This window comes from Enterobacter sp. DVT3837, from assembly GCF_056238685.1.
In genome coordinates this window covers 1581128-1595423 of record NZ_JBWDLA010000002.1, presented here as the reverse complement: position 1 = coordinate 1595423, position 14296 = coordinate 1581128, and the positions used below count along the sequence as shown (strand labels likewise).

The 14296-nt window shown below is 54.9% G+C and carries 12 protein-coding genes; 6 read left to right on the top strand and 6 right to left on the bottom strand.

Annotation, left to right across the window (positions count from 1 at the left end; all coding sequences use genetic code 11):
- The first annotated feature begins 99 nt into the window (after nucleotides 1-99).
- Nucleotides 100-1215 carry a macrolide transporter subunit MacA gene (macA, locus tag AC0XWG_RS22705; RefSeq protein WP_237992065.1) on the top strand — a complete coding sequence of 372 codons (1116 nt, stop codon included), beginning with the start codon at nucleotides 100-102 and terminating at the stop codon, nucleotides 1213-1215.
- On the top strand, nucleotides 1212-3152 hold the full coding sequence (gene macB, locus AC0XWG_RS22700) for a macrolide ABC transporter ATP-binding protein/permease MacB (protein WP_028019265.1): 1941 nt from the start codon (nucleotides 1212-1214) through the stop codon (nucleotides 3150-3152). The genes macA and macB overlap by 4 nt, the downstream gene beginning before the upstream one ends.
- 70 nt (nucleotides 3153-3222) lie before the next feature.
- On the opposite strand, the gene cspD is transcribed toward macB, so the two are convergent.
- Nucleotides 3223-3444: a cold shock-like protein CspD gene (gene cspD, locus AC0XWG_RS22695; RefSeq protein WP_008499993.1), complete on the bottom strand. Its 222-nt coding sequence runs from the start codon at nucleotides 3442-3444 to the stop codon at nucleotides 3223-3225.
- Nucleotides 3445-3711: 267 nt separating this feature from the next.
- On the opposite strand from cspD, the gene clpS reads away from it, so the two are divergent.
- The 3 genes from clpS (at nucleotide 3712) to AC0XWG_RS22680 (ending at nucleotide 7274) form a co-directional block, all read left to right on the top strand.
- Nucleotides 3712-4032: an ATP-dependent Clp protease adapter ClpS gene (gene clpS / locus AC0XWG_RS22690; RefSeq protein ID WP_006174393.1), complete on the top strand. Its 321-nt coding sequence runs from the start codon at nucleotides 3712-3714 to the stop codon at nucleotides 4030-4032.
- 27 nt (nucleotides 4033-4059) lie between these two features.
- Complete coding sequence (gene clpA, locus AC0XWG_RS22685) at nucleotides 4060-6342, top strand: ATP-dependent Clp protease ATP-binding subunit ClpA (protein WP_049005459.1); 2283 nt, start codon at nucleotides 4060-4062, stop codon at nucleotides 6340-6342.
- A gap of 470 nt (nucleotides 6343-6812) precedes the next feature.
- Nucleotides 6813-7274, top strand: a complete 462-nt coding sequence (locus tag AC0XWG_RS22680) for a hypothetical protein (protein ID WP_028019263.1) — start codon at nucleotides 6813-6815, stop codon at nucleotides 7272-7274.
- A 71-nt stretch (nucleotides 7275-7345) separates the two neighbouring features.
- Here AC0XWG_RS22680 and infA read toward each other — a convergent pair whose 3' ends face one another.
- The 5 genes from infA to trxB all read right to left on the bottom strand — a co-directional run bounded on the left by infA (nucleotide 7346) and on the right by trxB (nucleotide 13170).
- On the bottom strand, nucleotides 7346-7564 hold the full coding sequence (infA, locus tag AC0XWG_RS22675; RefSeq protein ID WP_002211347.1) for a translation initiation factor IF-1: 219 nt from the start codon (nucleotides 7562-7564) through the stop codon (nucleotides 7346-7348).
- Nucleotides 7565-7848: 284 nt separating this feature from the next.
- On the bottom strand, nucleotides 7849-8553 hold the full coding sequence (aat, locus tag AC0XWG_RS22670; protein ID WP_475681099.1) for a leucyl/phenylalanyl-tRNA--protein transferase: 705 nt from the start codon (nucleotides 8551-8553) through the stop codon (nucleotides 7849-7851).
- Between the two features lie 46 nt (nucleotides 8554-8599).
- Nucleotides 8600-10321: a heme ABC transporter ATP-binding protein/permease CydC gene (cydC, locus tag AC0XWG_RS22665; protein ID WP_475681098.1), complete on the bottom strand. Its 1722-nt coding sequence runs from the start codon at nucleotides 10319-10321 to the stop codon at nucleotides 8600-8602.
- Complete coding sequence (gene cydD / locus AC0XWG_RS22660) at nucleotides 10321-12087, bottom strand: heme ABC transporter permease/ATP-binding protein CydD (RefSeq protein ID WP_028019260.1); 1767 nt, start codon at nucleotides 12085-12087, stop codon at nucleotides 10321-10323. The genes cydC and cydD overlap by 1 nt, the downstream gene beginning before the upstream one ends.
- Before the next feature lie 114 nt (nucleotides 12088-12201).
- The gene (trxB, locus tag AC0XWG_RS22655) at nucleotides 12202-13170 is read right to left on the bottom strand and encodes a thioredoxin-disulfide reductase (protein WP_049005462.1); all 969 of its coding nucleotides are present in this window, start codon (nucleotides 13168-13170) and stop codon (nucleotides 12202-12204) included.
- 544 nt (nucleotides 13171-13714) lie between these two features.
- On the opposite strand from trxB, the gene lrp reads away from it, so the two are divergent.
- Complete coding sequence (lrp, locus tag AC0XWG_RS22650; protein ID WP_000228469.1) at nucleotides 13715-14209, top strand: leucine-responsive transcriptional regulator Lrp; 495 nt, start codon at nucleotides 13715-13717, stop codon at nucleotides 14207-14209.
- Nucleotides 14210-14296: the final 87 nt, after the last annotated feature.

The following is a 14296-nucleotide window of genomic DNA, read 5'->3' as shown; positions in this document are numbered from 1 at the left end:
AAACAAATTGTGACGATTTCGGGAAACAGGGGTTTCGTTGAGGAGTCGTTTAGATAAAATCAACACTGATAATTGCCAGAACATTTATTTGGAATATTTATGAACCTCAAGGGAAAACGCAGAACGCTGTTTCTGCTGCTGGCGGTCGTGGTTTTGGTCGGCGGATACTGGCTCTGGCAGGTGCTTAATGCGCCGGTGCCGCAGTATCAGACACTGATTGTTCGTCCGGGTGAACTGCAGCAAAACGTCCTCGCAACGGGCAAACTTGACGCCCTGCGAAAGGTTGATGTCGGCGCTCAGGTCAGCGGCCAGTTGAAAACGTTGTCGGTAGAGATTGGCGACAAGGTGAAAAAAGGTCAGTTGCTTGGGGTAATCGACCCTGAACAGGCTGAGAACCAGATCCGTGAGGTGGAAGCGACGCTGATGGAACTGCGGGCGCAGCGTGCACAGGCACTGGCAGAGCGTAACCTCGCCCAGGTGACGCTCACCCGCCAGCAGGCGCTTGCCAAAACTCAGGCTATTTCGAAACAAGATTTAGATACTGCCACCACAGAACTGGCGGTCAAGCAGGCGCAGATTGGCACGATTGATGCACAAATCAAGCGCAATCAGGCCTCGCTGGATACGGCGAAAACCAACCTCGATTACACGCAAATTGTTGCCCCGATGGCTGGGGAAGTCACCCAGATCACGACGCTTCAGGGCCAGACGGTCATTGCGGCACAGCAGGCGCCAAACATTCTGACCCTGGCAGACATGAGCACCATGCTGGTGAAAGCCCAGGTCTCAGAGGCGGATGTGATCCATCTTAAACCGGGGCAGAATGCCTGGTTTACGGTGCTTGGCGATCCGCAGACGCGTTATGAAGGCGTGCTAAAAGATATTCTGCCGACGCCGGAAAAGGTCAACGACGCCATTTTCTACTATGCCCGTTTTGAGGTGCCCAACCCGCAGGGCGTTCTGCGTCTGGACATGACCGCACAGGTGCATATTCAGCTCACCGGCGTGAAAAACGTGCTGACCATTCCACTCTCCGCACTGGGTGAATCCACTGGCGAGGGACGTTATAAGGTGAAGGTGCTGCGTAATGGCGAAACCCGCGAGCGAGAAGTGGTGATCGGCGCGCGTAACGATACTGACGTGGTGGTGACGAAAGGGCTGGAAGAGGGTGAGGAGGTTGTCACCAGCGAAAGCCTGCCAGGAGCGCCTAAATGACGGCGCTGCTTGAGCTGAACGACATTCGTCGCAGCTACCCATCGGGCGACGGCCCGGTGGAGGTGCTGAAGGGGATCTCGTTACGCGTCGAGGCTGGCGAGATGGTGGCGATTGTCGGAGCGTCCGGTTCCGGTAAATCGACGCTGATGAATATTCTCGGCTGCCTGGATAAACCCACCAGCGGTACCTATCGCGTGGCCGGGACGGATGTCTCCACGCTTGATGGTGACGCGCTGGCAAAACTGCGGCGCGAACACTTTGGTTTTATCTTCCAGCGTTATCACCTGCTTTCTCATTTAAGTGCGGCACAGAACGTGGAAGTGCCCGCGGTCTATGCGGGCGTGGAGCGTAAGAAGCGTCTGGAGCGGGCGCAAGCGTTATTAACGCGTTTGGGGCTGGCAGAACGGGTGGAATATCAACCGTCTCAGCTTTCCGGCGGTCAGCAGCAGCGAGTCAGTATTGCCCGTGCGCTGATGAACGGTGGACAGGTGATCCTCGCGGATGAGCCGACCGGCGCGCTCGACAGCCATTCGGGTGAAGAGGTCATGGCGATCCTCCATCAGTTGCGCGATCAGGGGCACACGGTGATTATCGTGACGCATGACCCACAGGTCGCGGCGCAGGCGGAGCGGATCGTTGAGATCCACGACGGCGAGCTGGTCAGCAACCCGCCACCGCGACAGACCAGAGCGGCAGCACCGAAAGAAGCCTTGCCTGCGTCAACCGGTTGGGGGCAATTTTCCAGTGGCTTTCGCGAAGCGCTGACCATGGCCTGGCTGGCGATGGCGGCCAACAAAATGCGCACCTTGCTGACGATGCTCGGCATTATCATTGGTATCGCCTCGGTGGTGTCGATTGTGGTGGTGGGCGATGCCGCCAAGCAGCTGGTGCTGGCCGATATTCGCGCCATCGGCACCAATACTATTGACGTCTATCCCGGCAAAGACTTTGGCGACGACGAGCCACAGTATCAGCAGGCGCTGAAATATAACGATCTGGAGGCTATTCAGAAGCAGCCGTGGGTGAACTCCGCCACGCCTGCGGTTTCGCAAAACCTGCGTCTGCGCGTGGGCAACGTTGACGTGGCCGCCAGCGCGAATGGCGTGAGTGGAGACTATTTCAACGTCTACGGCATGACCTTCAGTGAAGGCGCTACCTTCAACGCCGAGCAGCTGGCGGGCAGGGCACAGGTGGTGGTGCTGGACGCGAACTCACGCAGGCAACTCTTCCCCAATAAAACCAACGTGGTGGGTGAGGTGATCCTGGTAGGGAATATGCCTGCCACCGTCATTGGCGTAGCGGAAGAGAAGCAGTCGATGTTTGGCAGCAGTAAGATCCTGCGCGTCTGGCTGCCCTATACCACCATCTCAGGGCGGATCATGGGGCAATCCTGGCTCAACTCCATCACCGTGCGCGTGAAGGAAGGCTACGACAGTGCCCGGGCCGAGCAGCAGCTGGAACAACTGCTCACGTTACGTCACGGAAAGAAAGATTTCTTCACCTGGAATATGGACGGCCTCTTGAAAACGGCTGAAAAGACCACACGTACTCTTCAGCTGTTCCTGACGCTGGTGGCAGTGATCTCGCTGGTGGTGGGTGGCATTGGGGTGATGAATATCATGCTGGTGTCGGTGACCGAACGCACGCGGGAGATTGGCATCCGTATGGCGGTCGGGGCCAGGGCCAGTGATGTGCTACAACAGTTTTTGATTGAAGCGGTGCTGGTGTGTCTGGTCGGCGGTGCAATGGGCATTGCGCTCTCGATGATGATTGCATTTACGCTCCAGCTCTTTTTACCCGGCTGGGAAATTGGTTTCTCACCTCTGGCTATTCTTACCGCATTTTTGTGTTCGACATTTACCGGCATTTTGTTTGGCTGGTTGCCGGCCCGCAACGCGGCGCGCCTGGATCCGGTTGATGCGCTGGCCCGCGAATAGGCTGAAAATAAAAATGCCAGCCGATCGGGCTGGCATTTTGACTGCGGGATGTACACAATAAAACAGAGAGCTATGCAACCGTCTCTGCTTCAATGGGTACGATAAGGCTTGCATGATTGCCTTTTGGTCCCTGGTGTACATCGAACCGGACGGACTGCCCGGCTTTGAGCGTTCTGTAACCATCCATCTGAATGGTGGAATAGTGAGCGAAGATATCCTCGCCGCCGCCTTCGGGGCAGATGAATCCAAACCCTTTGGCGTTGTTGAACCACTTAACAGTACCCATTTCCATGCTTCGACATCCTTCGTAAATCTTATAAATTAAGATGGAATGAACCGGTGGTGGAGTGGGGGCTGTTCAAAACCTCGCCATCTCACGCTTGTACAATTTAGAGAAACGAAAGAAGTCGTCAAGCGTTTGGGGCTGGAGATGGGACAATAATCAACCAAAGTTTGAAGCAGTTAACGCTATTGCAACAGTTTGTGACAGACATCGCGGATGACAGTAATAGATGATTGTTATCTAACATCTGAGGTAGATTCAAAGTGGTTATGCATAATGGGTAAGACCAACGATTGGCTGGATTTTGACCAGCTGGCGGAAGACAAAGTGCGCGACGCGCTAAAACCGCCATCTATGTATAAAGTTATGTTAATGAACGATGATTACACGCCGATGGAATTTGTTATTGACGTGCTACAAAAGTTCTTTTCTTATGATGTAGAACGTGCAACGCAACTGATGCTTACCGTTCATTATCGTGGTAAAGCGATCTGCGGCATCTTTACTGCTGAAGTCGCGGAAACCAAAGTGGCGATGGTGAACGACTACGCGAGGGAGAACGAGCATCCGTTGCTGTGTACGCTGGAAAAGGCCTGATAAGGCATAAAATTGGGGGAGGTGCCTATGCTCAATCAAGAACTGGAACTCAGTTTAAACATGGCTTTCGCCAGAGCGCGTGAGCACCGACATGAGTTTATGACCGTCGAGCATTTACTGCTCGCACTGCTTAGCAACCCATCTGCCCGCGAAGCGCTGGAAGCCTGCTCCGTGGATCTGGTGGCGCTACGTCAGGAACTCGAAGCCTTCATCGAACAAACCACACCGGTGCTGCCAGCCAGTGAAGAAGAGCGCGACACGCAGCCGACGCTCAGCTTCCAGCGTGTATTGCAGCGCGCGGTTTTCCACGTCCAGTCTTCCGGACGTAGCGAAGTGACTGGCGCAAACGTCTTAGTCGCCATCTTCAGCGAGCAGGAGTCACAGGCTGCCTACCTGCTGCGCAAACACGAAGTCAGCCGCCTCGATGTGGTTAACTTTATTTCTCACGGAACGCGCAAAGACGAGCCTAACCAGGCATCGGATTCCAGCAATCAGGTCAATAACAATAATGAAGAGCAAGCAGGCGGGGAGGATCGTATGGAAAACTTCACCACCAACCTTAACCAGCTTGCTCGCGTTGGCGGTATCGACCCGCTGATTGGCCGCGATAAAGAGCTGGAGCGAGCGATCCAGGTGCTGTGCCGTCGTCGCAAGAACAACCCGCTGCTGGTGGGGGAATCTGGCGTGGGTAAAACCGCGATTGCCGAAGGCCTGGCCTGGCGTATCGTGCAGGGCGACGTGCCGGAAGTGATTGCCGATTGCACCATCTATTCGCTGGATATCGGCTCGCTGCTGGCTGGCACCAAATACCGCGGTGATTTTGAAAAACGCTTCAAGGCGCTGTTAAAACAGCTGGAGCAGGACACCAACAGCATTTTGTTTATTGATGAAATCCATACCATCATCGGTGCAGGTGCGGCCTCCGGTGGCCAGGTGGATGCCGCGAACCTGATCAAACCGCTGCTCTCCAGCGGCAAGATCCGCGTGATTGGCTCCACCACCTACCAGGAGTTCAGCAACATCTTTGAGAAAGACCGTGCGCTGGCGCGCCGCTTCCAGAAAATCGACGTGACCGAACCGTCCGTCGAGGAGACGGTGCAGATCATCAATGGCCTGAAGCCGAAGTACGAAGCGCACCACGACGTGCGTTACACCGCGAAAGCGGTACGTGCGGCGGTGGAGCTGGCGGTGAAATACATCAACGACCGTCATCTGCCGGATAAGGCGATTGACGTGATTGATGAGGCAGGGGCGCGTGCGCGCCTGATGCCGGCCAGCAAGCGTAAGAAAACCGTTAACGTGGCGGATATTGAGTCTGTAGTCGCCCGTATCGCGCGTATCCCTGAGAAGAGCGTTTCTCAGAGCGACCGCGACACGCTGCGCACCCTCGGCAATCGCCTGAAAATGCTGGTCTTTGGTCAGGATAAAGCCATTGAGGCCTTAACCGAAGCGATCAAGATGGCACGCGCTGGGCTGGGACATGACCACAAGCCAGTCGGTTCCTTCCTGTTCGCCGGTCCAACCGGTGTCGGGAAAACCGAGGTGACAGTACAGCTCTCCAAAGCCCTGGGCATTGAGCTGCTGCGTTTTGATATGTCCGAGTATATGGAGCGTCACACCGTCAGCCGTTTGATTGGTGCGCCTCCGGGCTATGTGGGCTTTGACCAGGGCGGTCTGCTGACCGACGCGGTGATCAAGCATCCGCACGCGGTACTGTTGCTCGATGAAATCGAGAAAGCGCACCCGGACGTGTTCAACATCCTGCTGCAGGTGATGGACAACGGGACGCTGACCGACAACAACGGGCGCAAGGCGGACTTCCGCAACGTGGTGCTGGTGATGACCACCAACGCCGGTGTGCGTGAAACCGAGCGTAAATCCATCGGCCTCATCCACCAGGATAACAGCACCGATGCTATGGAAGAGATCAAAAAGATCTTTACGCCGGAATTCCGTAACCGTCTGGACAACATTATCTGGTTCGATCACTTGTCTACCGAGGTGATCCATCAGGTAGTGGATAAGTTCATCGTCGAACTGCAGGTTCAGTTGGATCAGAAAGGCGTGTCGCTGGAAGTGAGCCAGGAGGCCCGCAACTGGCTGGCTGAGAAAGGCTATGACCGTGCGATGGGCGCTCGTCCTATGGCGCGTGTGATTCAGGACAACCTGAAGAAACCGCTGGCGAACGAACTGCTGTTTGGCTCGCTGGTGGATGGCGGCCAGGTGACGGTGGCGCTGGATCAGGCGAAGAATGAGCTGACGTATGATTTCCAGAGTGCGCAGAAACACAAGCCTGAAGCGGCTCACTGAGTGAGTTGAACGTTAATGTTAAAAACCGGGCTTTTGCCCGGTTTTTTTATGCCTGCCAAGGTAAAAGCAAAACGACAACAGTGTTGTCGTTTTTAGTGTTTTCTCCCTCTCCCTGTGGGAGAGGGTTGGGGTGAGGGCAACAGACCGCAGAGGAATTTTGCGAGGCGCTTTCCAGTTTCCTTCGAAGTCAGTTGCTGGATAAAACCACAGTAATAAAATGGCGTCGCACCTGCAAAATCAGGTGCTGGGATTGGCGTCCTGATTACACACATATGGAAAGATGTTGCTAACGCAACGTCACTGGTTTCGTTCACTCTTTTTTTAGCTGCGGTATAATCCGTATCTTCAAATATGGTGGGCTGAACCGGGGCTTCTTTTGAAGCGCCGATTTTCCATATGGTCGGTACGCCAAACCGGTTCAGTCTGCCACCCGAAGTTGGCGTTTCTGGTGGTAGTTTTCAGCTCTTAATATGGAAATTATGAATATGGAAAACCAGTCTATCTCCCAACTCTACAGCGAACTCTCCCTCAACCCCGATCTCCCAACCCTTGCAGAGCGCTGCAAATTGCTCACCGAAATCCTCCTCGATTGCACATCACTCCCACAAACGCAGCCCATCTGTCGCTGCCTTGGGGCGTATCTGGAAGAAATGAAATCCGGCCTCACAGAGTCAATGCGTGATTTTCAGGTGGTGGAATTTGAGGACGAAGCGGAACAACCGAGACAAAAAGAGTGGCTGCTTGAAGGCACCGAAGCACAGTGTGATTACTGTCGGGCGTTAAACCACATACTGCTGGTATCGCATTTTGACCGCGATATGTTGCCGCACCTCACGGGATTACTCCATGACATGGCTCATTCTATGGCGGGGGATTTAATCGCTCCTGTACAACCGTGGATGACAATACATCTTCCGACGCAGCATAACTAAAGCCATAAATAAAAAAGGCCGGGATTATCCCGACCTTTTAAATATTCATCTGCCATTACAGGCGAAAACAATTAGCGACTACGGAAGACAATGCGGCCTTTGCTCAGGTCGTACGGGGTCAGTTCAACAGTCACTTTGTCGCCCGTCAAAATGCGGATGTAGTTTTTGCGCATTTTACCGGAGATGTGCGCAGTTACCACGTGACCGTTTTCCAGCTCTACGCGAAACATGGTATTAGGCAACGTATCAAGTACGGTACCCTGCATTTCAATATTGTCTTCTTTGGCCATCTAATCCTCTGGGGTATCACTACCAAGTTTTGAACCGGCAAGATAATGCCGAAATTCATCAATTAAGTAAAGAATTGCGCGATTAAAACGCAGCAAAACAGTTTCGGCGCATTGCCCAAGCGTCACGGTACAACCGAACAGGAAGCGCATTCGTAAAGGGGAGACGACAGGATAAACGTCAGGACGTTATCTGAAGCGAGGGTCCCAAACGGCGGCGGGGCAACAGGCAGAAGCTACTCTGCGGCATAATTATAACACCCTCACAAAAAATATGCGGAAAACATTTAGGCATTGGGCAGAAAGAGCGTTCTCGGTATCCAGAAGTCGCGCGGGAGCTTCTCCTGACGGCTGGCATCCAGTTGTTCGATGTACTGGCGTCGCGGAATTTCAACAGCACCCAGGGAGGCCGTATGCTCGTTGAGTACCTGACAATCGATCAGGCGTCCGCCGCGTTGGGAAAACGCCTGGCAGAAGACCAGCAGCGCCGTTTTTGAGGCATTCACCGCGCGGGAGAACATGGATTCGCCGCAAAAAAGCGTCCCTTGCGCGACGCCATACATGCCGCCGACGAGCTCACTGCCTTCCCATACCTCAATGGAATGGGCGTAACCCAGTTCATGGAGCTGGTGGTAAGCGGTAATGATATCGCGTGTTATCCATGTCCCTTCATAGCGGTCTTCAGCACAGCCTTCAATCACCTGACCAAAGGCGTGATTCAAGGTCACCCGATACGGTGATTTAGCGTGGAAACGCTTCATGCTGCGGCTCAGGTGAAACTGCGCAGGCCACAGTACGGCACGCGGATCGGGAGACCACCATAAAATCGGGTCACCGGGGGAAAACCAGGGAAAAATACCTCGCTGGTAGGCCATCAATAGTCGTGCAGGACTGAGATCGCCACCAAGAGCCAGCAACCCATTGGGTTCACGTAGCGCCCCCTCCGGAGAAGGGAACGCAATATTATGACGAGAAAGCTGGACCAGGCGCATGACAGCAGAACTCCAATACGCGAGTGAGGATCGGTACAAATATAGTCTACAGACGCTGTTTAAACTGGTAGTAGCGACCCTGTTTCGCCAACAGTTCTGTGTGACTACCTTGCTCAATAATGTGTCCGTTGTCCATCACAATTATCTGATCAAAACTCGCCAGTCCGCGCAGGCGGTGCGTGACCATCAGCACGGTTTTACCGGTCATGACATTGGCCAGCAAATCAAGGATTTGGCTCTCGGTTGTGGCGTCCAGACCTTCCGTCGGTTCGTCCAGCAACATCAGCGGCGCATCGTGCAGCAGCGCGCGGGCAATCGCCAGACGGCGCAGCTCACCGCCGGAGAGCTGACGGCCACCTTCACCCAGCCAGCTGTTTAGCCCTGCATCTTCAAGCAACTTATGCAGTCCAACCTGTTCCAGCATGGCGCTCAGTTCTTCATCAGAGGCCTCTGGTGATGCCAGCAGCAGGTTATCGCGCAGTGTGGCGCTAAACAGATGCACGCGCTGCGGAACCACACTGACAGTTTTGCGCAGAGACTGTTCGCTGAAATCTGTCAGCAACGTATCATTGAAACGAATCTGACCGTGTTGCGGGTCCCAGGCGCGGGTCAGCAACTGTAACAGCGTCGATTTGCCACAGCCGGTACGGCCGAGTATGGCAATGCGCTGGCCAGCGTTTACCGCGAGATTCACACCTTCCAGTGCGTTCTGCGCCTGCTTGTCGTAAGCGAAAGTGACATTATCAAGCGTGAGCGCAACGTTCTCTGGCACCGCGGTCTGTGCGTCACTGAATGTGACTTCAGGTTCTTGCTCGGCGATCTGGGTGATGCGCAGGGCGGAGGCGATTACCTGTCCCAAATGCTGGAAAGCGCCTGTCACCGGTGCCAGCGCTTCAAATGCGGCCAGAGCACAGAACACGAAGAGGGCAATCAGAGGACCTGGCTGCGTATTACCGCCGATACCACCGGATGCCAGCCATAGCATAGCGATTACTGCCACGCCGCCGATTAACATCATCAGCGCCTGAGAGAAGGCCGTCAGTTCCGACTGGCGGCGCTGGGCCTCATGCCAGTTCAGTTCCGTACTTTCCATTCGGGCGCGGTAGCGCTTGCTGGCACCAAAAATGGTCAACTCGGCCTGCCCCTGAAGCCAGGAGGTCAGTTGCTGACGGTAGTCCCCGCGCAGGCGCGTCAGGTTTTCCCCGGTGGATTTCCCGGCGCGGTAAAACAGCGGTGGCAAAATAATGAGCGTGAGCAACATGATCCCACCCAGCGTCAGCGCAACGGGAACATCCAGAACGGACAGTCCCAGCGTGACCACTACAATCACCACAAACGCGCCCACGATCGGGGATATCACGCGCAGGTACAGGTGATCCAGCGTGTCGACATCCGCTACGACACGGTTAAGTAACTCACCCTGACGAAAACGCGCCAGCCCGGCAGGGGAGAGGGGCAGTAGTTTGCTGAAGGTGTAGATACGCAGGTGCTGCAGCACGCGGAAAGTGGCGTCGTGGCTGACCAGCCGTTCGAAATAGCGTCCGGCAGTACGGGTGATGGCGGTACCGCGAACACCGGCCGCCGGAAGCATATAGTTGAAGCTGTACAACCCGGCAACGCCCGCAACGGCAGAGGCCGACAGGAACCAGCCGGAAAGGGTGAGCAGGCCGATACTGGCGAGCAGCGTCACAATCGCCAGCACAATCCCCAGTGTCAGCATCCATTTGTGGCGTTTATAGAGCGCAAGATAAGGCAGCAGAGCACGCATCAGATGTCCTCCTGACGATTTGCCAGCAGGGCGGCAAACGGTCCCTGCGCGGTAACGAGAGAGGCGTAATCGCCTTGCTCAACAATACGGCCGTTCTCCATGACCCAGATCTGGTCCCAGTCGGCAATACCTTCCAGCTGATGGGTGACCATCAGGGTGGTTTGCTGCAGAGAGGCGTCATTCAGGGCATCCATTACGCGCTGCTCGCTGTGTGCATCCAGGCTGGCTGCGGGCTCATCAAGCAGCATCAGCTGGCACGGGTTAAGCAGCGCACGGGCAACCGCCACACGCTGCGCCTGTCCGACGGACAGCCCGGCAGACTGGTCGCCGACCACGGTATCAACTCCCTGCGGGAGTTGCGGCAGAAATTCGCTGACCCATGCGCGGTCAAGGACAGATTGCAGCTCGTCTTCTCGGGCATCCGGGCGCGCCAGCAGCACGTTTTCACGTAGCGTAGAGGCTGGAAGCTGCGGATTTTGGCCTACCCAACTCAGCTGTTTACGCCAGGCGTCAGGATCGAGGTTGCGCAGTTCCGTTTTGTTGATCCGCAGTGAACCTGTGTAGGCCATAAAACCGGATAGCGCATTCAGCAGCGAACTTTTCCCGGAACCGCTGGTGCCGACGAGCACTACGCGTTGTCCGGCCGGTAAGGTAAAGTTCAGCGGACCTGCGAGCACTTTGCCTTCGGGTGACAAAATGGAAAAGTCCTGCGCTTCAATAGTCACGGGATCTTTAGCATTCAGCGTAATGTCACCCCGTTCCGGGTGCGCCAGCGGCGTTTCCAGGAACGTTTTCAGGCTATCGGCTGCGCCAACCGCCTGGGCTTTGGCGTGATAGAAGGTCCCCAGATCGCGAAGCGGCTGGAAAAACTCCGGGGCCAGGATCAGTGCCAGGAAACCGGCAGAAAGGGTCACCACCGTGCCGTAATGGCCAAAATCCAGCGCGCCGAGATAGGAGAAGCCGAAATAGACCGCCACGAGGGCAATCGACAGCGAGGTGAAGAATTCAAGTACGCCTGAGGACAGGAAGGCGAGGCGTAACACTTCCATAGTGCGCTGACGGAAGTCCTGCGATGCCTGGCGAATGTTTTCGGTTTCCGCTTCACCGCGACCAAAAATGCGCAATGTTTCCATGCCGCGCAGACGGTCGAGGAAATGGCCGCTTAAGCGACCCAATGCCAGGAAGTTACGACGGTTAGCGTCCGCAGCCCCCATGCCGACCAGCGCCATAAACAGCGGGATCAGCGGGGCGGTGCCCATCAGAATCAGCGCGGCCATCCAGTTCACCGGGAAGATGGCGAGCACAATAAGCAGCGGAACAAAGACGGCAAGGGCCATCTGCGGCAGATAGCGCGCATAGTAGTCGTGCATATCGTCAATCTGCTCAAGGATCAGCGTCGCCCAGCTACCGGCCGGTTTACCCTGGATCCACGCGGGCCCGGCTTCCTGAAGGCGATCGAGCACCTGACGGCGGATCTCGTAGCGGATGTGCTGTCCGGCGTGAAAACCGACGCGCTCACGCAGCCACACCACCCAGGCGCGCAGGATAAAAATCAGGATCAGAACAATAAAGGGCAGCAGGAGCGCTTCGCGTGGAATGTTCTCCATGATCATATGATTAAGAATGCGGGCCAGCAGCCATGCCTGGGCAACAATCAACAGACCACTGACGAACCCAAGAATACGGGAGATCGTAAGCCAGCGGCGGGAAAGAACGCTTTGCTGTTTCAGCCAGCGTGTTAACTCTTGTTGACGGGTTTTTTCCATTGCGTACTTTGCAGGTGACGTTATTAGAAATTGGGCAGCGCAATGTTACAACGGTGAGACAATAAAGGCGACTTATCGCCGCCTTTATTTACGTTTGTTACTGACTTGTAAAGATTATTTACCTTGTTCAGCCAGTCCATCGAGGTAGCGTTCAGCGTCCAGCGCGGCCATACAGCCGGTGCCCGCTGAGGTAATCGCCTGACGATAAATATGGTCCATCACGTCACCAGCGGCGAACACGCCCGGGATGCTGGTCTGGGTCGCGTTGCCGTGAATACCAGACTGCACTTTGATGTAGCCGTTTTCCAGCTCTAGTTGACCGTCAAAGATCGCGGTGTTCGGGCTGTGGCCGATAGCCACAAACAGACCCGCCACTTCCAGCGTTTCAACATTATCGGTGTTCTGGGTATCACGGATACGCAGACCCGCAACGCCCATCTGATCGCCCGTCACCTCTTCCAGGGTGCGGTTGGTATGCAGCACGATGTTGCCGCTTGCCACTTTATCCATCAGACGTTTGATCAGGATTTTTTCTGCGCGGAAGGTGTCGCGACGGTGGATCAGATGCACCTCAGAGGCAATGTTCGCCAGGTAGAGCGCTTCTTCCACTGCGGTGTTACCGCCGCCAATGACCGCGACTTTCTGATTGCGGTAGAAGAAACCGTCGCAGGTAGCGCATGCAGAAACGCCGCGGCCTTTGAACGCTTCTTCGGATGGCAGACCGAGGTAACGGGCAGAGGCACCGGTGGCGATGATCAGCGCGTCACAGGTGTATTCGCCGCTGTCGCCCGTCAGGCGGAACGGACGGTTCTGCAGATCGACCTTATTGATGTGGTCGAACAGAATTTCGGTTTCGAATTTAGCGGCATGCTCGTGCATACGCTCCATCAGCAGCGGCCCGGTCAGGTCGTGCGGGTCGCCTGGCCAGTTTTCCACTTCGGTGGTGGTGGTCAGCTGACCGCCTTTTTCCATGCCGGTAATTAACACCGGTTGCAGGTTAGCGCGTGCAGCATAGACCGCCGCGGTATATCCCGCAGGTCCAGAACCAAGGATTAGCAGCTTACTGTGTTTAGCCGTGCCCATGAGATCCCCATTGTTGTTGGCAGACATTTGGCAGGATTGTAGGGAATTTGTTGCCGTAAAAAAAGAGCGCAGCAATTTTGATATCAATCTGTGTAATAGCCGCTGACGATGAATGGCGCGCGATAACATCGCGCTTTCCCTTGAAAAACGGTCGTTTGTAAGGCAATAAAATGAGGATTCATACCCTGCCGTAATGAATATCCGGCATGTTGTACTAAAAAACGATGTTTTGCTTTGACAATCCCCTGCGCTTTTGCGAAAACATTCAAGGAAGAAAAAAAACCGCGTTAACCGTGTGCCGCATAGGCATGCATGTAAATGCCATTTTTACCGGGTCAGTGAAATCTACGCATGGCGTGGACAGACGCCATACGTGATGTCGGTGACTGCCTTCGGGCAACGGTCTTCTTACCAACAGAACCCGAATCCGCATCGCGTCTAATACAAAACCAGGCGATGTGATGACTAACGGGTACAGGCTCTGAACAGTGATGTGCACAGGGTCCAGGCAGGAGTAGGGAAGGAATACAGAGAGACAATAATAATGGTAGATAGCAAGAAGCGCCCTGGCAAAGATCTCGACCGTATCGATCGTAACATTCTTAATGAATTGCAAAAGGATGGGCGTATTTCCAACGTCGAGCTTTCAAAACGTGTGGGACTTTCCCCGACGCCATGCCTTGAGCGTGTGCGCCGACTGGAAAGACAGGGTTTCATTCAGGGCTATACTGCTCTGCTGAACCCGCATTATCTGGATGCCTCACTTCTGGTATTTGTTGAGATTACTCTGAATCGTGGTGCGCCGGATGTGTTTGAGCAATTTAACGCTGCTGTACAAAAACTTGAAGAAATTCAAGAGTGTCACCTGGTGTCCGGTGATTTCGACTACCTGTTGAAAACCCGTGTGCCGGATATGTCCGCCTACCGTAAGCTGCTGGGTGAGACCCTGCTGCGTCTGCCGGGCGTGAACGACACCCGTACTTATGTGGTGATGGAAGAGGTCAAACAGAGCAATCGTCTGGTTATTAAGACGCGCTAACACGGAACAGGTGCAAAATCAGCGTAGTTTGATTACACTCCTGTTAATCCATACAGCAACAGTGCCGGGGAGTCCCGGCGCTGTTGT